Source organism: Pseudorhodobacter sp., assembly GCF_030452865.1.
In the GTDB taxonomy this organism is placed as follows: Bacteria; Pseudomonadota; Alphaproteobacteria; order Rhodobacterales; family Rhodobacteraceae; genus Pseudorhodobacter.
In genome coordinates, this window is record NZ_JAKDLJ010000016.1 from 1 (window position 1) to 20436 (window position 20436).

Sequence of the window (20436 nt, forward strand, 5' to 3'; positions counted from 1 at the left end):
CTGCCACCCTGCAACGCAACCTGATCCTGTCGCATTGCTGCGGCGTGGGGGAGGCACTGGACGTGCCGACCACGCGGCTGATGATGGCGCTGAAGCTGCTGTCGCTTGGCCGTGGTGCTTCTGGTGTGCGCTGGGATGTGATTGCACAGATCGAAGCACTGTTGGCGGCGGGTGTCACGCCGGTTGTTCCGGCGCAAGGCTCGGTCGGGGCGTCCGGCGATCTGGCACCCTTGGCGCATATGACCGCCACGATGATCGGGGCTGGCGAGGCGCTTTATCGCGGCAGCCGGATGGCGAGTGCGGAGGCGTTGCAGGCCGCAGGTCTGACGCCGCTGGTGCTTGGCCCGAAGGAAGGACTCGGCCTGATCAACGGTACGCAGTTTTCAACTGCTCTGGCACTGGTGGGCCTGTTTGAAGGCTGGCGCAATGCGTCCTCCTCGATCATTACAGCGGCGCTGTCGACCGATGCCATCATGGGTTCGACCGCGCCCTTGCAGGCGGAAATCCATGCGCTGCGCGGGCATCGTGGCCAGATTGACGTTGCCGCTGCGGTACGGGGTATCATGGAAGGTTCCGTGATCCGCGAAAGCCACCGCGAAGGCGATACCCGTGTGCAAGACCCCTATTGCATCCGCTGCGTGCCGCAGGTCGTCGGCGCGGCAGTGGACCTGCTGCGCTTTGCCGCAACGACGCTGGAGGTGGAGGCGAACGCGGTCACCGATAACCCGCTCGTCGTATCGGCGGGCATAATATCCGGTGGCAACTTCCACGCGGAACCCGTTGCTTTTGCTGCCGATATCATCGCGCTGGCATTGGCAGAGATTGGCGCGATTGCGCAACGCCGCGTCGCCCTGATGGTGGACCCGACGCTTTCCCACGACCTGCCGCCGTTCCTGACGCCAGCACCGGGGCTGAACTCCGGCTTTATGATTGCAGAAGTGACGACCGCGGCTTTGATGAGTGAAAACAAGCACCTCGCCAACCCTTGCTCTACCGACAGCACGCCCACTTCGGCCAATCAGGAGGATCACGTCAGCATGGCCGCCCATGGCGCGCGCCGCCTTGGACGGATGAACGCAAATCTTTCGGTCATTCTGGGGGTGGAGGCGCTTTGTGCTGCGCAAGGTATTGATTTTCGCACACCTTTGCCAACGTCACCCGCCTTGCAAGCCGCCGTGAAGGCGCTGCGAAAAGTGTCGCCTGCGCTGAAAGAAGATCGCTATCTCGCTCCGGATATTGAAGCGGCAAGCGCCTTGGTCCGCAACGCCACCTTGACCGAGGCTGCTGGCCTGACAGATTTTACCTTGTGAAAGGACTCTAACATGAACACGCGCCACAACACCCGCGACATTTACCCCGCCACCGGAACCGAGATCACCGCCAAGAGCTGGCTGACCGAAGCGCCCCTGCGGATGCTGATGAACAACCTGCACCCCGATGTTGCCGAAAACCCGCATGAGCTGGTGGTTTACGGTGGCATCGGCCGCGCCGCCCGCACTTGGGAAGATTTTGATAAAATCTGTGCCGCGCTGCGCGATTTGAACGATGACCAGACCTTGCTGGTACAATCGGGCAAACCGGTCGGGGTGTTTCAGACCCATAAGGACGCACCGCGCGTGTTGATCGCCAATTCCAACCTCGTGCCGCATTGGGCGACTTGGGACCATTTCAACGAGCTCGATAAGCGCGGCCTCGCGATGTACGGCCAGATGACCGCCGGGTCGTGGATCTACATCGGCACCCAGGGCATTGTCCAAGGCACTTATGAGACCTTTGCCGAAGCGGGGCGTCAACACTATGACGGCTCGCTGAAAGGCAAGTGGATACTGACCGCCGGGCTGGGCGGTATGGGCGGCGCGCAACCACTTGCGGCGGTGATGGCAGGGGCGTGCTGTTTGGCGGTGGAATCGGATGAGACGCGGATAGATTTCCGCCTGCGCACCCGCTACGTCGATGCTAAGGCGCGCACCTTGGATGACGCTTTGGCGATGATAGCGGAATGGACCGCCAAGGGTGAGGCGAAATCGGTTGGCCTTCTTGGCAATGCCGCCGATGTGTTCCCCGAACTGGTCAAGCGGATGAAAGCGGGGGGCGTGCGCCCTGATATCGTGACCGACCAAACCTCGGCGCATGATCCGCTCAATGGCTATCTGCCGCAGGGCTGGACCGTGGCGGAGGCGAAGGCGAAACGCGAAAGTGACCCGAAAGCGGTGGAAAAAGCCGCCCGCGCTTCGATGAAGGTGCATGTCGCCGCGATGGTGGATTTCTGGGATGCCGGTGTGCCAACGCTGGATTATGGCAACAATATCCGGCAGGTGGCGCTTGAGGAAGGCTTGAAAAACGCCTTTGCCTTTCCCGGTTTCGTGCCCGCCTATATTCGCCCGCTGTTTTGCAAAGGGATCGGTCCGTTCCGTTGGGTGGCGCTGTCGGGCGACCCGGAGGATATTTACAAGACCGATCAGGCGATGAAGGAACTTTTCCCTGAGAACAAACACTTGCACAACTGGCTTGACATGGCCCGCGACCGCATTGCCTTCCAGGGCTTGCCTGCGCGCATCTGCTGGATCGGTCTGGGGGATCGGCACAAGGCGGGGCTGAGGTTCAACGAGATGGTCGCCAGTGGCGAACTCAAAGCTCCCATCGTGATCGGACGCGACCACCTTGATTCTGGCTCTGTGGCCTCACCCAACCGCGAGACGGAAGCCATGAAAGACGGCTCCGACGCGGTGTCGGACTGGCCGCTGCTCAATGCGCTTCTCAACACCGCATCGGGTGCGACCTGGGTGTCTCTGCATCACGGCGGCGGCGTCGGCATGGGGTTTTCGCAACATTCCGGCATGGTTATCGTCGCTGACGGCACCGAGGACGCGGCGCGCCGCTTGAAGAATGTGCTGTGGAACGACCCGGCCACGGGGGTCATGCGCCATGCCGATGCGGGCTATGACATCGCGCTTGATTGCGCCCGCGCGCACAACCTCACCCTGCCGGGCATTCTGAATTGAACGGCAACGCCTTCATCTTGGCCCAAATACCTCACGGGGGGTCCGGGGGGCGTGAAGCCCCCCGGCATCTGCCACATAAAGGAGCGTCTGCATGTTTTTGAAAAACGCCTGGTATGTCGCCGCATGGGACCATGAGATCACGGACAGTCTGCGCCAGATCATGGTTCTCGGTGAAAAGATCTGCATCTATCGCAACAGCAGGAATGAAGTTATCGCGCTGGATGACGCCTGCCCGCATCGCAAACTCCCGTTGTCCAAGGGCCGCTTGAAAGGCGATCAGATCGAATGCGGCTATCATGGCCTCACCTTCGATTGCGCGGGAAAATGCGTCTGGGCGCCCGGCACCGGGCGCATTCCGTCAAATGCCAATGTCCACGCCTATCCCACCCACGAAAAATATGGGCTGGTCTGGATCTGGATGGGCAACCCGGCGATGGCTGACCCGACCGAGATTTTTGAGATTGAGCATTGGGGCGACCCGGCTTGGGGTATCAATCGTGGTCAGGCGATGGAACTTCCCTGCAACTATCTGCTGATGTGCGACAATCTGCTTGATCCCACCCATGTCGCCTGGGTACATGCCGGCTCCTTTGCGCAGGATGCGACCAAAGACACCCCGCTCAGGGTTTCCAAAACCGACAATGGCATCATCGTGCATCGCTGGATGATGGATGTGGAACCCGCGCCGTTCTACAAGAAGGTGGTGCCTTTCACGGGCAATTGCGACCGCTTGCAGCACTATGAGGTGCGCTATCCCAGCCACGCCCTGATCCGCGCGGTTTTCACCCCGGCAGGCACTGGCGGCCCGGATGGTCCGCTTCACAAAGACACGTTCATTATGGACAGCCTGAATTTCATGACGCCGACCAGCGCCACGGAAACCCGCTATTACTGGTTCCAGTTGCGCAACATCCGCCCCGAAGATGCCGCTCTCAGCCAGATGATGACCGAAGACGTGCAACACGCGTTCGAGGAAGATCGCGCCATCCTGACCGAGGTACAGATCGGGATGACCAACAAGACCACGCCCCATATTGACCTGCCAATCGACGGCGGCCAACTACGTTTTCGTCGCAAGCTGGAAGCGATGATCGCCGAAGAACAGGCCGTCGATATCAAGATGCAGCAATAACTCTGCGGCGGGGGCGTTGCGCCCCCGCCCTCGTGACCTTTGGTCTTATTTGTCGATCCGCGCGCCCATGATCGCAATCGCCTGCTGATAGACCGTTGCCGCATTCCACGACTTGATCACGGCGAAATTCGGCTGCCCTTCCTGATAGCCGGCACCGGGTTGCCAGCCCTTTTGCCGCAAATAGTTCGCTGTGGAGGCCATGGCATCAACATAGCTGTTCAGATCAACCCGCCCGTTGCCATCGCCATCGACACCGTAATTCAGCGCATTGCCGGGCAGAAACTGTGTATGGCCCAACTCGCCATGCTTGGCACCCACCGATTGCGGGCTGATGGAGCCGCGATCAACAAGTTTCAGCGCCGCAATCATATGCGGATGGAAATAATCCGACCGACGGCAGTCATAGGTCAGGGTGGAGATGGCCGAGATCACATTGGTCTTGCCCATGAAACCACCAAAGCCGGTTTCCATCCCGTGAATCGCCAGCAAGACCCCGGCAGGCACGCCATATTGCCTTTCCAATGCGTTGAAAAGTTTGGCATTCTTGGCTTTGCGGGAACGACCTTGTTTGACGATGGTATCCGCACCGCGCACCTGCATGAATTTCGAAAGGCTGTATTTGAAGCTCTTTTGATTGCGGTCGGCGGAAATGGTTTCGCGCGAATAACTGCTACCCTGCAAAGCGGCGATCCCCTTGGGGCCAACGCCTGCGGCCTTGGCCTCCCGCACCGCTTCGGCTTTCCACGCCTCATAATTCCCGGCGGAGTTTGAACAGGAGGCGGCCGCAGCGGCTGACGCCCCGAAAGCCAAGGCTGAGGTGAGAAGGATCGGTTTCACAAATGACATGCGCACACTCCAAGGTCAGATTTCAGCCATTCTTACGGGGATGGCCGCGCCATGCAAGTGCCTGAATCCGAACTCGAGGCAGGAAGTCGATGATGGCGTGCGAGGTGGCATTTCCGCCGCGTGTGATTCCTATTTGTTTTACAGATCAATATATTGCCGGCTGTTTAGACGATAAACCCGGCGTTGTAATCGGCCAGCCACTGCCCGACAGCAGCTTTTGTCTCTGTGCCTGTTTCGAGGGCATGTAGGTAAACGCATTCGTGCTTCAAGGATCGCCAGAGCCGTTCGATCATGCGTCTGTCGCGCGAAGCGCCTTCCTCATCTGTTACAGACCGGTGTTTGCTCGCGAACACCGAGAGGCATGCCGATCTTGAACTTTGTACCGGCGGCGAGTTGGTTATCCCGCCGGATGCCGGTTCCAGTCTGCCGGTTTCGGCAATTGCTCGAACGTGTGCTCGGGCACCGGTGTCGGCACGGTCCATTCCAACGTGTCCGCAAAGTCGTTCCAGTAGCTTGGCCGGGTTTCGCGTTTGCCCGCAATCAGCGTATAGAACACGATCCCGATGAACAGCAGGAAGGACGCAAAGGACAGCAGCGCCCCCCAGCTTGAAATCTGGTTCCAGAAGCCGAACGCTTCGGGGTAATCGATGTAGCGGCGCGGCATGCCTTGGCGGCCCAGAAAATGTTGCGGGAAGAACGTCAGGTTCGCGCCGATGAAGAACAGCCAGAAATGCAGTTTTCCGGCCGATTCGGGGTATTGCCGCCCCGACATCTTGGCAATCCAGTAATAGACAGCCGCGAAAAGGGCGAATACCGCACCCAGACTCATGACATAGTGGAAATGCGCGACGACGTAATAGGTATCATGATAGGCACGGTCGATACTTGCCTGCGCCAGCACAACGCCCGTGACACCGCCGACCGTGAACAGGAACACGAACCCGAGCGCGAACAGCATGGGCGTCTTGAACTGGATCGAGCCCCCCCACATCGTCGCCAGCCATGAGAATATCTTGATACCCGTCGGCACCGCGATCGTGACGGACGCAATCTGAAAGAAGCTCTGCTGTGTGATCGACATGCCAGCGGTAAACATGTGATGCGCCCAGACCATAAATCCCAAGCCGCCGATGGCGATCAACGCCCAGACCATGCCCAGATATCCAAAGATCGGCTTTTTCGAGAAGGTGGAAATGACCTGGCTGACAATCCCGAAGCCCGGAATGACGACGATATAAACCTCCGGATGCCCGAAGAACCAGAACAGGTGTTGGTAGAGCAACGGGTCGCCGCCACCTGCCGGGTCAAAGAAGGTTGTGCCGAAATTCCGATCTGTCAGCAGCATGGTAATCGCGCCCGCCAGTACCGGCATCGCCATCAAAAGCATCCACGCCGTCACCAGAATCGACCATGCGAACAGCGGCACCTTGAACAGCGTCATTCCCGGAGCACGCATATTCAGAAATGTCGTGATCATGTTGATCGCGCCCAGAATTGCGCTTGCGCCAGAGGCGTGGATCGCAAAAATCGCCAAATCCATTGACATACCACCGTCATGAACCGACAGCGGCGCATAAAGCGTCCAGCCGACCCCGGCACCATGCTGGCCATCCCCACCCGGCGCGAAGAAAGACGCAATCGCAAGGGACGCGCCAGCGACGTAAAGCCAATAACTGATGTTGTTCATCCGCGGAAACGCCATGTCTGGCGCGCCGATCATCAACGGCATGAAATAGTTGCCAAAGCCGCCGAACCCCGCCGGGATTACCACGAAAAACATCATCAGGACGCCGTGATAGGTGACCAGAATGTTCCACAGATGCCCATCCGGCGTGCAGCCAACAGCCGAGGGCCAGAACCGAAGCCCTTCCGTGCACAGGTATTGAACGCCGGGTTCCATAAGCTCCAACCTCATGAAAACCGACAGCAACACAGCGATCATGCCGATAGTTGCGGCAGTGAAGAGGTAAAGAACGCCGATATCTTTGTGATTGGTCGACATAAACCAGCGCGTAAAGAAGCCTCGATGGTACTGCGGGCCGTTCCGGTTCAATGTCGCTTCGGTCATCGCCATCATCCTCCAAGCTCGTTTTCTGTCCGCACCTGCCGCGCAGGACAGGGCACGCAGGTCATCGCCGCCCGGTTCAGAACTTCTCCTCAACAATCCGGGTATCGTCGACGCCCAGATCATGCAGCGCCTGCCGCACGGCTTTCATCATTGGGGGCGGGCCGCAAAGATAAAACCGGCCGTCGGGCTTTACGAACTGGCGCAGGTATTCGCGGTCAAGCCTTTGCTGCGGCACGCTGGCCCCCGGCTCACCAACGATGAAGGCGATTTTCAGACCCTTCATCGCTTCGAATTTCTCGCGCCAGATGATGTCGCCTTCGGTCTTGTTGGCAAAAACCAGCGTCGATTGCGCAAGGGTTCCATGATCATGCAGCCGTTTGCGCAAAATAGCGATCATCGGCGTGATGCCGGCACCGCCAGCGATGAAAACACCCGGCCCCATGTCTGCAATTGCGCCGAACGGCCCTTTCATCCGCACCTCATCGCCCGGTTTCATTTTGGCGATCTGTTCGGTGACGCCGTGATGATCGGGATAGGATTTGATGATGAATTCCAGCGTCGGCTCATCCGGCAATGTGATCGGGGTGAAAGGCCGCCCCTTGTCCTGCCAGCCGTCTTTCAGCAGATGCAATTCAACCCCCTGACCGGGGGAATAAGCAAACCCGTCCGGCCGATCAAAGACCAGAAGATGGGTGTCATGCGTAACGGGTTCAATGCGTTTCAGTTTCAGTTGATGTGCCATGGGCCACCGCTTTCCTGCGACTCAAACAGTGATCATCTTGCGCTGATGCGTTTGCTCCGCACCGACAAGCCGGTCCGGTGATCCGAATCCGTCACATGTCTGATACTACAGCGCTAATTATCCCTCCTGAAAATCAGTATTGTCAATACGCATTTGAATGACGCGTTTGACGCGGTGCGATTCGAAACGGGAAAACTTTGAAACAGGCGCTGACAAGATCGGCGCGGCCCGCTGGAACATCTGGGGGCCAGTCCGCAGTACGAAAAAGAAATAGTCAGAAATTTTCAGGAAACCGGGAACCTTTCTGTCTTCGCTGCATCAAATGGTCAGACACGCCAGAAGCTGCATGTCGCTGAGTCTGTGAAAGGAACATAACATGACCCGTTTTTTCGCTACCATCGCCGCCTTGTCCGTCGCCGTCGCGATGCCTGCTTTGGCGCAAGCTGATGCGGGCGCGGTTGCCAAGGCACCACCACCCGCGCCCTATCAGCAGGTCAGCAAGCTGGTCAAATTGCCGGATTTCCTTCCGGGCATTGGGGAGCTGTTCGTCGATCCGGCTACCCTGCCTGCCGGCCCGTTTCTTGCCTACGACCATGATGGCAAGCTGGTGAGCACGATCTACATGATCCCGATCAAGGACATGAATGCCGACAAGAAATTCGACAACCTGCTGCAACCCGGCGGCGATGTCGATCACGTCGATATCTATTTCAACGCAGGGCACCCCGGCGTTGAGGAACCGCATGAACATATCGTTCTTTGGCATGTTCCGGTTGCGGACGAAGCCAGCGTCGAGAAATAGGATGCTGCGCCGGAGTTTCCTGTGGGGGAGCGGCAGCTTGGCTGCCGCACTCTCCCTCTCACCCGGGCTTGCGATTGGCGGCCCGGTTGCAGAGATCGCAATGGCCGGGCGGCCCGACGGATCGAAGGTCTGGTTCGACCCCTATGGCGTGTTGATTGCGCCGGGACAAACTGTCCGCTGGACCAACCATGACAAGGCCAACTCACACACTGCCACCGCCTACGCCCCCGAAAACGACGATCATCCGCGCCGTATTCCGGAAGGTGCCAAACCGTTCAACAGTGACTATCTGTTGCCCGGGGAAAGTTTTGAGGTGACGTTGGAAATACCCGGAGTGTATGATTATTTCTGCATCCCGCATGAAATGTCGGGTATGGTGGGGCGGATCATCGTCGCCAAACCGGGCGAGACCGATTTCAAGGATTATCCGCGCGGTGATCTGGATGATATGGTTATCAACGGTTTCCCTTCGATTGCAGATATTCTGGCGCGGGGCAGTGTTCAGGTGAAAGAATAATATGCACACACAACCCATCCCGATCCGCAGCAATGCCTATGCGGCAATGGACGAACCCGCGCTGATCATTCTGGCGCGGGCGCGGGACAATGCAGCCGTGCGCGAATTGATCCGGCGCTGCAACCAACAACTGTTTCGCGTGGCACGCGGCATTCTCCACAATGATGCGGAGGCAGAGGATGCCGTCCAAGCCGCCTATTTGGCGGCCTTCACCAAGCTGGAGACGTTTCGCGGCGATGCGGCCTTCGTGACATGGCTGACGCGGATCGTCATGAACGAGGCCTTTGGCCGCCTGCGCCGTCAACGACCCGTGGTCGATCTGGCGGAGTATCGTGAAGGTGTGCGGACCCCACAGGAAGAAGGTTCAACCGCTCCGATGACAGTCGCGAACAACAATCCTGAAAATGAACTTGCGCGCAGCGAAATCCGCAACTTTCTGGAAAAAGCGATTGACGCGCTGCCGGAGCCGTTCCGGCTGATATACATAATGCGCGATGTGCAGGAACTGACGGCACGGGAAGTGTCCGATCTTCTGGGCGTCAACATCGTTACGGTCAAAACCCGCCTGTTCCGCGCCCGCCGTCTGTTGCGTCTGGAATTGCGCCGCAGTGTCGCGGAGGAATTTTCAGCCATTTTCCCGTTCGACGGTGCGCGTTGCGTTGGCATGGCGGATCGGGTCATTCATGCTTTGCCGTCAAACCTGTCGCAAATGTAAGGTTCAGGTAAAGCGCCGATCTGGTTGAATGGCTATGTCCTGATCATCTGCTGAAAAGTCGAGACAGGAGGGTGCTGATGCCGAAGCCGGAAAAGAACATTACAAGCCTGCATCGCGCCAAGGCCGAGCAGAACGTGCTGGTGCTTCAGGGTGGTGGTGCGCTCGGGGCGTATCAAGCCGGCGCATTTCAAAGATTGACCGAGGCTGCGCTTGGCATTGACTGGGTTGCAGGCATCTCAATCGGGGCGATCAATGCGGCGATCATCTGCGGCAATCCCGTCGACAGACGCATTGAAAAGCTGAAGGCGTTCTGGGAAGGCGTAAGCTCCTCACTGGCGACGACGCCCTGGATGTGGGGGCCGAAGTCGCGTCATATCTTTGCGGAATTTGCCGCGGCCGAAGTTATGACTTTCGGCGTACCCGGTTTTTTCACGCCTCGGTTGCCGATGTCATTCTGGCCAATCGGTGACACGCAGCCCCTGAGCGTTTATGATACATCCCCTCTTGAAAAGACGCTGAATGATTTGGTCGATTTCGATTACCTGAATGAAGACGGCCCGCGTCTCAGCGTCGGCGCTGTTGATGTCGAGACTGGCAATTTCACCTATTTTGACAGCCGCAAGACCCGGATTGACCCGCGACACATCATGGCCAGCGGCGCATTGCCGCCGGGCTTTCCACCGGTTGAGATTGACGGGCGCTTTTATTGGGACGGTGGCCTCGTCTCCAACACTCCACTGCAATATGTAATGGAACATGCCGGGGGCGACCCGATGTGCATTTTTCAGATCGACGTGTTCAGCGCGCGCGGCGCGATGCCCGAAGATCTTGCCGATATCCAGCAGCGCGAAAAAGACATCCGTTTCTCCAGTCGGACGCGGTTGACGACAGACAGATACAGCCATCTGCACAATATTCGCGCCGCCGCTGGCAGGCTTGCAAAAAAGCTGCCCAAAGAGTTGCAAACCGACCCTGATCTGGCCCTCCTGTTGACCACTGGCCCTGAATGCCCGGTGACGCTGGTGCATCTCATCCACCGCCGGGAAGGATTTGAGGGCAACTCCAAGGATTACGAATTCTCGCGTCTGTCGATGACGGAACACTGGGCGGCCGGCTTCGCCGATGTGAAGCGGACGTTTTCGCACAAGGCGTGGAAATCGCGTGAGATCGGTCGGGACGGGCTACAGGTTTTCGACCTTGGCGCAATTGAAAAGTAAGGGGAAATGCGATGAACAGACAGGATGTCCGCAAACAGGCATTTGCAATGCCACTTACCAACCCCTCCTATCCACGGGGGCCGTATCGTTTCATCAATCGGGAATTCCTGACGATTACCTACCGCACGGATATGGAGGCTCTGCGCCGGGTGGTTCCCGAACCGCTGGAGATACCGGAACCGATCGTCAAGTATGAATTCATCCGGATGCCGGATTCCACCGGGTTCGGCGATTATACCGAAAGCGGTCAGGTTGTCCCGGTAACGCTGAACGGTGTTGCCGGTGGTTATGTCCACGCAATGTTTCTGAACGATGAAGCCCCCATCGCAGGTGGTCGCGAAATATGGGGTTTCCCTAAAAAGCTGGCTGATCCCGCGCTGCGGGTCGAAAAGGACACATTGATCGGCACGCTTGATGTCGGTTCGGTTCGGGTGGCGACTGGCACGATGGGATACAAGCACCGCGACCTCGACCCGCAAAAGGTGCTGAAATCCCTGCAAGCGCCGGCTTTCCTGCTCAAGATCATCCCGCATGTGGATTGCACCCCGCGCATTTGCGAATTGGTCCGCTATTTCACGACGGACATTACCATCAAAGGCGCATGGGAAGGTCCGGCCGGGCTGGAGCTGCATTCGCACGCCTTGGCTCCGGTCGCGGAGCTTCCGGTGCGTGAGGTGATTTCGGCGGTGCATATCCTGACCGACCTGACCCTTGGTCTGGGCGAGGTGGTGCATGATTACCTCGCCGATGGCCCGCAGAAATGAACGTAGCGGGCAAGGCGGCTCGTTCCGCGATCAACACAGTCAAAGGAAACTGAAACATGAACCTCAAGAACAAAGTCTGTATCATTACCGGCGCCGCCAGCGGCATCGGCCACGGTATCGCCATGCGTTTTGTCGCGGATGGCGCAAAGGTCGTTATCGCCGACCTGAATCTGGAAGCGGCACAGAAGGTGGCGGAGGAGTTGACAGCCAAAGGCCCTGGCAAGGCAATGGCGGTGGAAATGAACGTCACCGACGAAGGTTTGGTAAACAAGGGTGTCGAAGCGGTTGTCAAGAAATGGGGCAAAATCGACGTGCTTGTGTCTAACGCCGGTATCCAGATCGTCCACCCGATCGAAGATTTCCCCTTCAGCGACTGGAAAAAGCTGCTTTCGATCCATCTTGACGGCGCATTTCTGACCACCAAGGCCTGTTTGCCCCATATGTACAAAGCTGGGTCCGGCTCGATCATCTTCATGGGATCGGTGCATTCAAAAGAGGCCTCCCCGCTGAAATCGGCCTATGTCACGGCAAAGCATGGGCTCTTGGGCCTTGCGCGCGTGATCTCAAAAGAAGGGGCCAAACATGGCGTGCGCGCCAATGTGATCTGCCCCGGCTTTGTCAAAACCCCGCTGGTCGCAAAGCAGATCCCCGAACAAGCAAAGGATCTGGGGATTTCCGAGGAGGAGGTAGTCAACAAGGTGATGCTTGGCGACACCGTCGATCAGGAATTTACGACAATCGAAGATGTGGCCGAGGTGGCCTATCTCTTTGCTGCATTCCCGACCAATGCGCTGACGGGTCAGTCATTGGTGGTCAGCCACGGCTGGTATATGAATTGAACCAACGTTCAGCCTATCGCTGCAAACCCAACCATAACGCGCAAACCGGACGCGTTATCCAACAGGGCGATCCGCGCGCAATGCCGTTGCGGAATCGCCCGAACCAGTGCAAGGCCAAGCTCGCTTCCTGGCGTGTTGCGGCCAGGCTCAAGGCGGTGGAACGGCCCAAACTCCGCATCGCGTGTCGCCTTGGGGATGCAGGGCCGTTATCGGCAACTGTCAGGTGAAAGTGGGTGACGCTTCGGTCCAGCGCAAAGCGGATTTCATGGCGATTTCCCGTGTGGGTGGCCGCGTTTTGCAACAAGTTGACGATCAGCTGCGGCGATATCGAAGCGTCACCCGACATGCTGAACCCATTTCCTTCGGGTTGTTGATTAACAAACCGCTCGCCATTATTCTCGACGGTCATTTGCTAGGTTTCCGCCGGATCGTCCAACACGCAGAACATTGCGTCAAGTTTGGGGAGTTGCCGCAGGTTCAGATTGCATCGTTGAAAGAGGGCACCGATGGCCGCCGCTGAGACCCCACCATTGATACGCCGGTTGCTGCGGATCGTCGAACATCCCGTCTTCAGGGTTGCCGTTCCGATCCTGATCGCGATGATCGCCATATTCGTGCTGCATAAGTTGGTCTCGCAGGTGAGATGGGTCGACGTGAAGGCCGATCTCGCGGCGGCCTCTGGGACAACACTGCTCAAGGCATTGGTCTGCACGCTGTTCAGTTTCGCCGGGATTGCGTGCTATGACGCGCTGGCGGTCCGATCCGCCGCGCCCGGAAAGGTTCCGATAGCAATCGCTGCACTGACCGGGGCGGCAGGCTATGCGATATCAGGTTTGCTGGGGATCTCCTATCTGACCGGCACTGCGGTCCGCTTTCGCGTCTATTCCGCCTTTGATCTTGATCTGGTGCAGTTTGCAGGGGTGATCGCGATTTCGTGGAGCGGCTTTCTTGCGGGACTGCTGGCGGTCCTTGGTGGCTTGCTTGCTTGCAATCCAAACGGTCTCAGCACCATGTTGCCAATCGCCCCGCGTGTCGCGGAGGGGGTTGGATCGTTGGTTTTGTTTCTGATGGCTGCGTCGCTGGTCTGGTTGGCGACTGGTTCGCGGCGACTGAAGGCGGGAGCGTTCCGGATTTCCTTGCCGGACGCGGCAACCGGCATTGCGCTGACGTGTGCGGGCGTGGTTGATCTTACCGGTGCTGCTGCAACGCTTCATGTTCTGATGCCCGCGGATGCAGTGCAGAACCTGCCGTATTTTGCGGCACTGTTCTTTGCTGCGGCGGGTCTGGGCCTTATCAGCCATTCTCCGGGCGGGCTGGGAGTGTTCGAGGCGACAATCATAGCCGGGCTGGGTGCCGCTGGCCGCTCGGATGTGTTGGCGGCACTTCTGCTCTATCGCATGATTTACACGATCTTGCCATTCCTGATAGCGGTGGCGGGGCTTGGTGGAAATTTGGCATGGCGCGCCGGTGGAAGCTGACCGGCGAGTTGTTGTGGCAATAGGATCTGCTGGAAACCATATCGCCGACTCCCCCCGGAACCGCCAGTCAAGTTTTAGCTAAGATTGTGGTTTTGTTTGCGAATGCGGCAAACAATCCTATTGTTTCGATGGACGGCACACGGGCGAGGGGAAAATTTTGCGTGGAATGGAGCGCGAATCTTCTGGCTTGCCCTTGCGGGTTCTTCGTACTGCAACCCTTCGATGAGGTGAAGGGTCAGGTTGCAGATGGGTGATGTGGACTGGTCAAGTAGGGAACGCGAATGATCATCAATTTCGAAACACACGCGTCGAACGAGCGCACATTTCTGTCCTGGGTGCGTACCGTGGTGGCCATTGTCGGCTTCGGGTTGGCCGCCGCGCGACTCGGCAATCAACCCTCGCCCATCTGGTCCGAAGTGCTGATGCTTTTTGTGGGGGCGGTCGTCATCTTGATCGCATGGGCGCGGATGCAGCATGTTCGCAAACGAATTGACAACCCCGACCGCCTGCCTGATGATTCCGCACCGGCGGAGGCGTTCCTGCTGGTTCTGATTGCGGCACTTTTTGTGTTGCTGGGAAGTTTCGCGATTCATGTCAGTTGACACAGGACGGGTCGGTTTGCTGTAAGTTTCCGTCAGAACGCCTATTTTCGGCCTTCGTCTGATTGCGATAATCATCGCAGAATGGCCAAGCGAAAGGCCGTTTTCCGATCCCGATGCGCTTTCGGTTTTTTACGGGCTGCGGCGGGGTTGCTGATTTCTTCGGTCGATGGCAACCATGTTTTGGCATTGGCGTCCGGATTTGCGAGCCACGGGGTTTCGCGTTTTGCACGGCAATCCGTCAAATGGGAAAGTGACTATGGACGAAATGAAGGCACCGTCGGAAAAATCTATCCCAACCGCCGTAGCGGCGGTGTCTCGCAAGGGGATCTTGCCGCTCCTCCTGACGTTCATCACCGACCGCTTGACGCCGGCGCGCACGCCCTACACACTCGCCGATCTCTTGCAGGCGGAACTTCCGGGTTATCAGGATATCCGGTTCTATGCCGATATGCCCGGCACCGACCTTCCTGCCTATCGGCATCACTTCTTGCCGTCCGTTTCAGGCGCGGACGGGCGGGCAAGCTGGTTGGTTCTGTCATCGGGCGGCGTGGGCGGTGCCTTCGGTGCGGGTGTTCTGACCGGTTGGTCCAAGCGGGGCGACAGACCGCGATTCGATCTGGTGACGGGGGTAAGTGCGGGGGCGTTGATCTCGCCTTTCGCGTTCATTGGCGCGGCGGCGGACCGGGAACTTGCCCATCTGTTCATCAACGCCTCTGTTACCAAGCTCAATCAGCGCCGCTCGCTTCTGACGGAAATCTTCGGGCAAAGCGCCATTCCGGCCAAACCTCTCAGGGCATTGATAGATGCACATATCGACGCAAAACTGACGGAGAAAATTGCTATTCGGCATCGAACCGGGGCGCGGTTGCTGGTGGTGACCACAAACCTTGATGCGCAACGCAGCATGGTTTGGGATATCGGGGCCATCGCGGCTTCTGGCCAACCGGATCGCCTGCGCCTGATCGGGGATATTCTGGAAGCCTCGGCAAGTATCCCGGCAATCTTTCCGCCAATCCGGATTGGTGTTAGCGCCAATGGGATGGATTTTGAAGAACTGCATGCCGACGGCGGCGCAATCCGCCAAGTCTACATGCTACCCGATGCCTTCTATGTCGACCCTGACCTGGAGGGGGTATGCCCTGACATCTATGTCATCGTGAATGCTGAACTCGCCCCGAGTTTCCAGGTGATACCACAGCAGTCTGTCAGCATTGTGGAACGGGCAATGTCTTCGCTCGAAAAAGCCAGCGCCTCGCGCGGGATCGCCAGACTGGCCGCGTTCGCACGGCAGAACCGCGCAACATTCCGTCTCGCCTACATCGACCGCACGTTGCCGATTGATCGTCGCCTTCCGTTTGATCCGGATTATATGCAGCGCAGTTTTGCGCTTGGGCAAAGCCAAGGCCGGGCAGGGGCATGGGAATTCGGCCCCCCGATCGGGACCAGCCTTCTGGAGGAGCGTTGACGGCACCTTTGTTGAAATCCCGCAGCAAACCGGCGTCACGCGAATTCGGGCTGGTCATATCATGGTTTCCCTTACATTGCGGTTTGCGCCAACGGGATAAAGCGGCGGCAATTTGCCCTGTGCCACGCGCCGGATGCGCTTGGTCAACGCCTTGTCGGCGGAACGAAGTGTCGACAAAAACGCTTTCGCGCTCCAGGTGCTGTCGGTTTCCGTGCGATACAATCCCGCCTCCAGCGCCTTCCATTCCTGCGACAGATCGGGAAACCTTGCCCAAATCGCCTCGGTTTCCAATCCGGTTGCCGTCGCGACAGCACCGGCCCATTTCATCGCCGCCGCATATGTGGCATGCGGGTCCGCCGCATTGCACGCAGCTTCAACAGATCTGAGTGCGGCTTCCCGCCTGACCTGCGCATTGGCTATGCCTCCGGGGGTCAGATCGGCGCGGGCATCTTGTCGCCGCCAGAAAAAGGCGGCCAGCGCCAGCACCGCAGCAAGCAAAGCCAGCAACCCTGCGATCCACGTCATGCGGCTTTGGCTTTCGACAGTGGGGGGCTGTTGGCTTGCCGATGCCGTGGCTTCGGGGGCAGCCGGTGTTGCAGGCGGGACAACAACCGCACCCTCCACCTTGATCGTTTCTGCGGGAAGGCTGGCGACCTGCGGGGTTTCGGATGCGGTGTCGAACCAGTCAACGGTCATTTCAGGCAAGGTGATGGTGCCACCCGTTGTCGGCACGATTGAATAGCTGAAATCACGAACCGACGCCGTGCCATCTGCTGTGTCGACAGAGCCGGTTTCTGATTTGTCCAGATAGACGCGGGCGCCGTTGACGGTTGGCGGCGCAAGATCGGGCAATTGCACTTCGGTTGCGCCCAGTGCCTGTATCCGGACATGCCGCGTGACCGCTTCACCAACGCGGAATTCTGGCTTCACCGGCGACCATTGCGAAGTCAGCGTCACGGCTTTGGCGGGCAGGAACCAGCCCTTGGCGGCGCTGGGCTTGGCCTTCACGTCAAGCGTCAGGGGGGCTGTCCGGATTGTGATCTGCCTGCCGCCGCCAAACATCTGGCCAAAGGGGGAGCCTGCCCCCCCAAACAGTGACCCACCGAAGAGCGTGTCAAACCGGTTCTGCGGAAACGGCGACCGCGCTGCCGGGTCGGTTTGCATCGCCCGCAACGTGAATGGAGCAATCGACAGCGCACCGCTTTTTTGCGGGCGTAAAAGGTAATCGCGTTCAATCAAGGTGACCGGTTGGCCATTTTCAACGGTTTGGCTGGTTCGGTCCTCGCCGCGCTGTTCCAGAATGTAATCCGGGCTCTGTGGCGCTTCTATCGCACCATCCGAAAATCCGGGGCCGGTGGTGATGCGCAAACTCAGGGGAATTTCCTGCTGGACGTAATGTGCGCCGGGTTCCAGTGTCGCGGTGATGGTGGTGCCACCCGCCGCTTGCTGATCGCCAGGCATCTGCGCCGCGTCTACCACGTCAATGCCGATCGGGGCGCTGCTGGCTTGCCCCGCACTCAAGGCAGGGATCGTCAGGTGTCCCTTGCTGCGCGGGGCAAGTGTGATGATCCATTCCACAGTGTCGGAACGCGCGCCGTTGATGATTTGTGTTTGCGAAGATTTGGAGGTGCCGAGAATGTCGAAATCGGCATTGAGCGCCGAGATGTCGGGTGCTGCCGTCAACTTGGCCGGATCCGCGCTGAGGACAAGCTGAACTGTGTCGCCCAAGGCCAGCTTCTGGGCGCTGATGCGCGCGGTCAGCCCATCGGCAAAACCCGCGCTGGTGCTGGCGATCAGGACCAGAACTGCAAGACTGTGTTTTAGCATTTTCGCCTCCCTACTGACTTGCCGCGCGCAGGCGGGCGTAGTGTTGTTGGATCCGGGCGCGCAACAAACCTGAAGGATCATCCGGTACCGCGCGCAACTGCTGTTCGGTCGCTTGGTCAAGCGGTTGGGCACCACCCTGCGCCGTGGCTGTTTGATCCGTCGTGTCATCCGGCGTCGGGTTTCCGGCCAAGGCGTTGTCCATCTGGGCTTTCAAACCGTCCTTGTCGCTGTCGGATGGTTGCGGCTGTCCGTTTTCTGCTGCTTTGGTATCGGGGCCGGGTTTTGGTTGCGCCTGATCAGGGTTGCCCGCTGGCGCATCTTGCGGAGCCTGATCCTTTTGCGCTTGGTCGTCGGCTTGCTGTTTGCCTTCGCCTTTGCCCTTTTGATCCTGTCCGGGCGCGTTCTGCTGATCTTGTTTGGCAGCATCACCTGCCTGCTGGTCCGAAGGTTTGTCACCCGATTTGCCGTCGTTGGCCTTGTCGGGTTTACCGTCGGCTTTCTGGTCTTGTGATTGCGGTTGTGACGGTTCAGCTGCGTTTTTGTCTTGTTGCTGGCCGCCTTTCGCCTGATCCTGCTTGTCCTGCTTGTCCTGCTTGTCCTGCTTGTCCTGCTTGTCCTGCTTGTCCTGCTTGTCCTGCTTTTGATCTTGCGATTGCTGCTGTTGGTCCTGCTGTTGCTTCTGCTGGTTTTGCTGATCGAGAAGTTTCGCCACCAGATCACGGTTGAACTTTGCATCCGAGTCATCCGGCGCGCTTGCAAGTACCTTGTCATAGGCGGCCAGCGCCTCTTTCAGCTTGCCCGATTTTGCAAGTGCATTGCCAAGGTTATAGCCCCGCGCAGGATCGCCGGCCTGCTCTGGCACAGCGGCATAAAGACTTGCGGCGGCGGCGTAGTCATTGGCGCGGTAAAGGGCGGCGGCTTTGTGGACGGGGTTGGCAAAGTCCTTCGCAGCATCGGTGAAATCGCCGTTGTCAAAGGCGCGCTGGCCCTGTTGATCGGGGGTTTGCACCAGATCGGTCCAGATATCGGCTCTGGCTCCGGTCGGTGCGAAGCCCAATCCGAGAAGCATGAATGGCAGCAGAAACAGCAACCCACGCCGGAAGGCAAAGGGCAGTATCAACACGGGCAACAGCAGCAGCAGATAGCCGATATCGTTCCAGCTATCGCTGACCATATCCGACTTGCGGCCCGGTGCCGCCATCTCCGCCGCATGTGTCGGCAACAGCTTCTCGATATCGCTATCATCGGCAGTCACCAGTGAAAACGCCCCGCCGCCCGCCTTTGCCAACGCGCTCAGCGCACCCACATCCAGTTGCACCGTGATCTTGCTGCCGTCCTGGGCGGTGATCGCGCGGCCTTGCGCGGTTTGCAAAGCCGCCCCTTTCGCCGTCCCGACGCCCAAAACGCTCAGCCGATACCCGGCCTTCTGCACCGCGGCTGCCGCTTTCATGCTGGCCGCCGGGTCAAGCCCGGTATCATCGGCGATCACGACAATATTGCCTTCGGTCGCCCCGGCGCGCGACAGCAGCCCTTGCGCTTCGGTAATCGCCAGATCAAGCCGGTTGCCCAGAACCGGCATCAGATTGGTTGACAGTTCCGGCAACATCTGACGGATGATCTCGGCATCATCCGTCAAGGGTGCGGCAACGAAGGGGCGATCGGCATAGATCACCAGGGCCGTGTCACTGCCCTTCGCATGGTCCAGCATGTCGCGCAGTTTTTGACCTGCGCGCGACAGACGGCTGGGAACAAGGTCAGTGCCGTTCATGGATTGCGCAAGGCTGAGGACAATCACGGCAGGCTCTGACCCGCCGTAAACCGGGACCGGCAGCTTTTGCCATGTTGGCCCTGTCATTGCGAGGACCGAGGCGACAAGACCCACAGCAAGGGCAATGATCCAGCCTCTTTGGCCGCGCCGTGTTTCGCCCGCGACCGAAAGATGGCTTAACAAATGCGCATCGACCAAACCCGCCCAACCGCTTGATCCGGCTTGGCCGATCCGCCGTGCCGCAAGCGCGACGATCAAAGCGGCAGGAAACAGGGCGAGCAGCCATTCAGGGCGCAGGAAGTGAAATGCGGATGCGGTCATGGCGTCGCCTCATGGGTCCGGTTGCGGAAACTGAACGAACGGACCGGGATGGAGCCGAGCGCGAACAGTGCCACCAGCAGCAACGCAATGCCCAACGGCCAATAAAACAGCGCAATGGAAGGGTGCATGAAGCGCGGGTCGTCGGCGATGGGTTCCATCTTGTCGATCTCATGGTAAATGCCTGCCAAACCGTCCAGATTGGTGGCCCGGAAATACTGACCGCCGGTTTTCTCGGCGATCTGGGTCAAGGTCGCCTCATCCAGGTCTTGCGAAGGGTCAACGACCTGTTGGCCAAAGCCGGTATTCACCACCATGCGATCCGCACCCACCC

General features: G+C 58.8%; 19 protein-coding genes and 2 pseudogenes. 13 read left to right on the top strand and 8 right to left on the bottom strand.

The genetic code is table 11. The features are described from left to right. The 3 genes from hutH to L0H65_RS02170 all read left to right on the top strand — a co-directional run. Nucleotides 1-1310: histidine ammonia-lyase (gene hutH / locus L0H65_RS02160; RefSeq protein WP_301457121.1), on the top strand; the 1310-nt coding region annotated here is incomplete at its 5' end. A gap of 12 nt (nucleotides 1311-1322) precedes the next feature. Continuing rightward, entirely contained in the window at nucleotides 1323-3002 is a 1680-nt protein-coding gene (hutU, locus tag L0H65_RS02165) for a urocanate hydratase (protein WP_301457122.1), read from the top strand. A gap of 91 nt (nucleotides 3003-3093) precedes the next feature. Then, entirely contained in the window at nucleotides 3094-4134 is a 1041-nt protein-coding gene (locus tag L0H65_RS02170) for an aromatic ring-hydroxylating dioxygenase subunit alpha (protein ID WP_301457123.1), read from the top strand. 45 nt (nucleotides 4135-4179) lie between these two features. On the opposite strand, the gene L0H65_RS02175 is transcribed toward L0H65_RS02170, so the two are convergent. The 4 genes and pseudogenes from L0H65_RS02175 to L0H65_RS02190 form a co-directional block, all read right to left on the bottom strand. After that, nucleotides 4180-4980: a lytic transglycosylase domain-containing protein gene (locus tag L0H65_RS02175; protein ID WP_301457124.1), complete on the bottom strand. Its 801-nt coding sequence runs from the start codon at nucleotides 4978-4980 to the stop codon at nucleotides 4180-4182. Between the two features lie 179 nt (nucleotides 4981-5159). After that, a pseudogene (locus tag L0H65_RS02180) lies at nucleotides 5160-5270 on the bottom strand (integrase core domain-containing protein); the annotation flags it as partial. Nucleotides 5271-5377: 107 nt separating this feature from the next. Continuing rightward, on the bottom strand, nucleotides 5378-7048 hold the full coding sequence (gene ctaD / locus L0H65_RS02185) for a cytochrome c oxidase subunit I (protein WP_301457125.1): 1671 nt from the start codon (nucleotides 7046-7048) through the stop codon (nucleotides 5378-5380). 76 nt (nucleotides 7049-7124) lie between these two features. Beyond that, entirely contained in the window at nucleotides 7125-7790 is a 666-nt protein-coding gene (locus tag L0H65_RS02190; RefSeq protein ID WP_301457126.1) for an FAD-binding oxidoreductase, read from the bottom strand. Between the two features lie 376 nt (nucleotides 7791-8166). Between L0H65_RS02190 and L0H65_RS02195 the strand changes: the two genes are divergently transcribed. The 6 genes from L0H65_RS02195 (at nucleotide 8167) to L0H65_RS02220 (ending at nucleotide 12644) form a co-directional block, all read left to right on the top strand. Further along, nucleotides 8167-8592 carry a DUF5602 domain-containing protein gene (locus L0H65_RS02195; protein ID WP_301457127.1) on the top strand — a complete coding sequence of 142 codons (426 nt, stop codon included), beginning with the start codon at nucleotides 8167-8169 and terminating at the stop codon, nucleotides 8590-8592. Between the two features lie 37 nt (nucleotides 8593-8629). Then, on the top strand, nucleotides 8630-9109 hold the full coding sequence (locus L0H65_RS02200) for a plastocyanin/azurin family copper-binding protein (protein WP_301457128.1): 480 nt from the start codon (nucleotides 8630-8632) through the stop codon (nucleotides 9107-9109). Between the two features lies 1 nt (nucleotide 9110). Continuing rightward, nucleotides 9111-9824 carry an RNA polymerase sigma factor gene (locus L0H65_RS02205; protein ID WP_301457129.1) on the top strand — a complete coding sequence of 238 codons (714 nt, stop codon included), beginning with the start codon at nucleotides 9111-9113 and terminating at the stop codon, nucleotides 9822-9824. Nucleotides 9825-9901: 77 nt separating this feature from the next. Continuing rightward, nucleotides 9902-11041 carry a patatin-like phospholipase family protein gene (locus L0H65_RS02210; RefSeq protein WP_301457130.1) on the top strand — a complete coding sequence of 380 codons (1140 nt, stop codon included), beginning with the start codon at nucleotides 9902-9904 and terminating at the stop codon, nucleotides 11039-11041. 11 nt (nucleotides 11042-11052) lie between these two features. Then, nucleotides 11053-11805, top strand: coding sequence for an acetoacetate decarboxylase (locus tag L0H65_RS02215; protein WP_301457131.1), 753 nt, complete (start codon nucleotides 11053-11055; stop codon nucleotides 11803-11805). 56 nt (nucleotides 11806-11861) lie between these two features. Then, nucleotides 11862-12644, top strand: a complete 783-nt coding sequence (locus tag L0H65_RS02220; protein WP_301457132.1) for a 3-hydroxybutyrate dehydrogenase — start codon at nucleotides 11862-11864, stop codon at nucleotides 12642-12644. A 13-nt stretch (nucleotides 12645-12657) separates the two neighbouring features. Here L0H65_RS02220 and L0H65_RS19770 read toward each other — a convergent pair whose 3' ends face one another. Beyond that, the gene (locus L0H65_RS19770) at nucleotides 12658-12990 is read right to left on the bottom strand and encodes an ATP-binding protein (protein ID WP_367651967.1); all 333 of its coding nucleotides are present in this window, start codon (nucleotides 12988-12990) and stop codon (nucleotides 12658-12660) included. Between L0H65_RS19770 and L0H65_RS02225 the strand changes: the two genes are divergently transcribed. The 4 genes from L0H65_RS02225 (at nucleotide 12910) to L0H65_RS02240 (ending at nucleotide 16189) form a co-directional block, all read left to right on the top strand. Beyond that, on the top strand, nucleotides 12910-13164 hold the full coding sequence (locus L0H65_RS02225) for a hypothetical protein (RefSeq protein ID WP_301457133.1): 255 nt from the start codon (nucleotides 12910-12912) through the stop codon (nucleotides 13162-13164). The two genes, L0H65_RS19770 and L0H65_RS02225, sit on opposite strands and share 81 nt — an antisense overlap. Further along, nucleotides 13151-14122: a hypothetical protein gene (locus L0H65_RS02230; RefSeq protein ID WP_301457134.1), complete on the top strand. Its 972-nt coding sequence runs from the start codon at nucleotides 13151-13153 to the stop codon at nucleotides 14120-14122. The genes L0H65_RS02225 and L0H65_RS02230 overlap by 14 nt, the downstream gene beginning before the upstream one ends. Nucleotides 14123-14403: 281 nt before the next feature. Next, complete coding sequence (locus L0H65_RS02235; RefSeq protein WP_301457135.1) at nucleotides 14404-14724, top strand: YidH family protein; 321 nt, start codon at nucleotides 14404-14406, stop codon at nucleotides 14722-14724. Nucleotides 14725-14980: 256 nt separating this feature from the next. Then, entirely contained in the window at nucleotides 14981-16189 is a 1209-nt protein-coding gene (locus tag L0H65_RS02240) for a patatin-like phospholipase family protein (protein WP_301457136.1), read from the top strand. Between the two features lie 54 nt (nucleotides 16190-16243). Here L0H65_RS02240 and L0H65_RS02245 read toward each other — a convergent pair whose 3' ends face one another. From L0H65_RS02245 to L0H65_RS02255, 3 genes and pseudogenes are all read right to left on the bottom strand, one after another. After that, the gene (locus L0H65_RS02245; protein WP_301457137.1) at nucleotides 16244-18016 is read right to left on the bottom strand and encodes a BatD family protein; all 1773 of its coding nucleotides are present in this window, start codon (nucleotides 18014-18016) and stop codon (nucleotides 16244-16246) included. A gap of 10 nt (nucleotides 18017-18026) precedes the next feature. Further along, nucleotides 18027-20105: a VWA domain-containing protein gene (locus tag L0H65_RS02250; RefSeq protein WP_301457138.1), complete on the bottom strand. Its 2079-nt coding sequence runs from the start codon at nucleotides 20103-20105 to the stop codon at nucleotides 18027-18029. Next, a pseudogene (locus L0H65_RS02255) lies at nucleotides 20102-20436 on the bottom strand (hypothetical protein); the annotation flags it as partial. The gene L0H65_RS02250 and the pseudogene L0H65_RS02255, both read right to left, overlap by 4 nt.

Excerpts from the sequence above, each read along its gene's own strand:
- hutU (WP_301457122.1), top strand. The coding sequence starts at position 1,323 with ATGAACACGCGCCACAACACCCGCGACATTTACCCCGCCACCGGAACC.
- L0H65_RS02170 (WP_301457123.1), top strand. The coding sequence starts at position 3,094 with ATGTTTTTGAAAAACGCCTGGTATGTCGCCGCATGGGACCATGAGATC.
- L0H65_RS02175 (WP_301457124.1), bottom strand. The coding sequence starts at position 4,980 with ATGTCATTTGTGAAACCGATCCTTCTCACCTCAGCCTTGGCTTTCGGG.
- ctaD (WP_301457125.1), bottom strand. The coding sequence starts at position 7,048 with ATGACCGAAGCGACATTGAACCGGAACGGCCCGCAGTACCATCGAGGC.
- L0H65_RS02190 (WP_301457126.1), bottom strand. The coding sequence starts at position 7,790 with ATGGCACATCAACTGAAACTGAAACGCATTGAACCCGTTACGCATGAC.
- L0H65_RS02195 (WP_301457127.1), top strand. The coding sequence starts at position 8,167 with ATGACCCGTTTTTTCGCTACCATCGCCGCCTTGTCCGTCGCCGTCGCG.
- L0H65_RS02205 (WP_301457129.1), top strand. The coding sequence starts at position 9,111 with ATGCACACACAACCCATCCCGATCCGCAGCAATGCCTATGCGGCAATG.
- L0H65_RS02210 (WP_301457130.1), top strand. The coding sequence starts at position 9,902 with ATGCCGAAGCCGGAAAAGAACATTACAAGCCTGCATCGCGCCAAGGCC.
- L0H65_RS02215 (WP_301457131.1), top strand. The coding sequence starts at position 11,053 with ATGAACAGACAGGATGTCCGCAAACAGGCATTTGCAATGCCACTTACC.
- L0H65_RS02220 (WP_301457132.1), top strand. The coding sequence starts at position 11,862 with ATGAACCTCAAGAACAAAGTCTGTATCATTACCGGCGCCGCCAGCGGC.
- L0H65_RS02225 (WP_301457133.1), top strand. The coding sequence starts at position 12,910 with ATGGCGATTTCCCGTGTGGGTGGCCGCGTTTTGCAACAAGTTGACGAT.
- L0H65_RS19770 (WP_367651967.1), bottom strand. The coding sequence starts at position 12,990 with ATGTCGGGTGACGCTTCGATATCGCCGCAGCTGATCGTCAACTTGTTG.
- L0H65_RS02230 (WP_301457134.1), top strand. The coding sequence starts at position 13,151 with ATGGCCGCCGCTGAGACCCCACCATTGATACGCCGGTTGCTGCGGATC.
- L0H65_RS02235 (WP_301457135.1), top strand. The coding sequence starts at position 14,404 with ATGATCATCAATTTCGAAACACACGCGTCGAACGAGCGCACATTTCTG.
- L0H65_RS02240 (WP_301457136.1), top strand. The coding sequence starts at position 14,981 with ATGGACGAAATGAAGGCACCGTCGGAAAAATCTATCCCAACCGCCGTA.
- L0H65_RS02245 (WP_301457137.1), bottom strand. The coding sequence starts at position 18,016 with ATGCTAAAACACAGTCTTGCAGTTCTGGTCCTGATCGCCAGCACCAGC.
- L0H65_RS02250 (WP_301457138.1), bottom strand. The coding sequence starts at position 20,105 with ATGACCGCATCCGCATTTCACTTCCTGCGCCCTGAATGGCTGCTCGCC.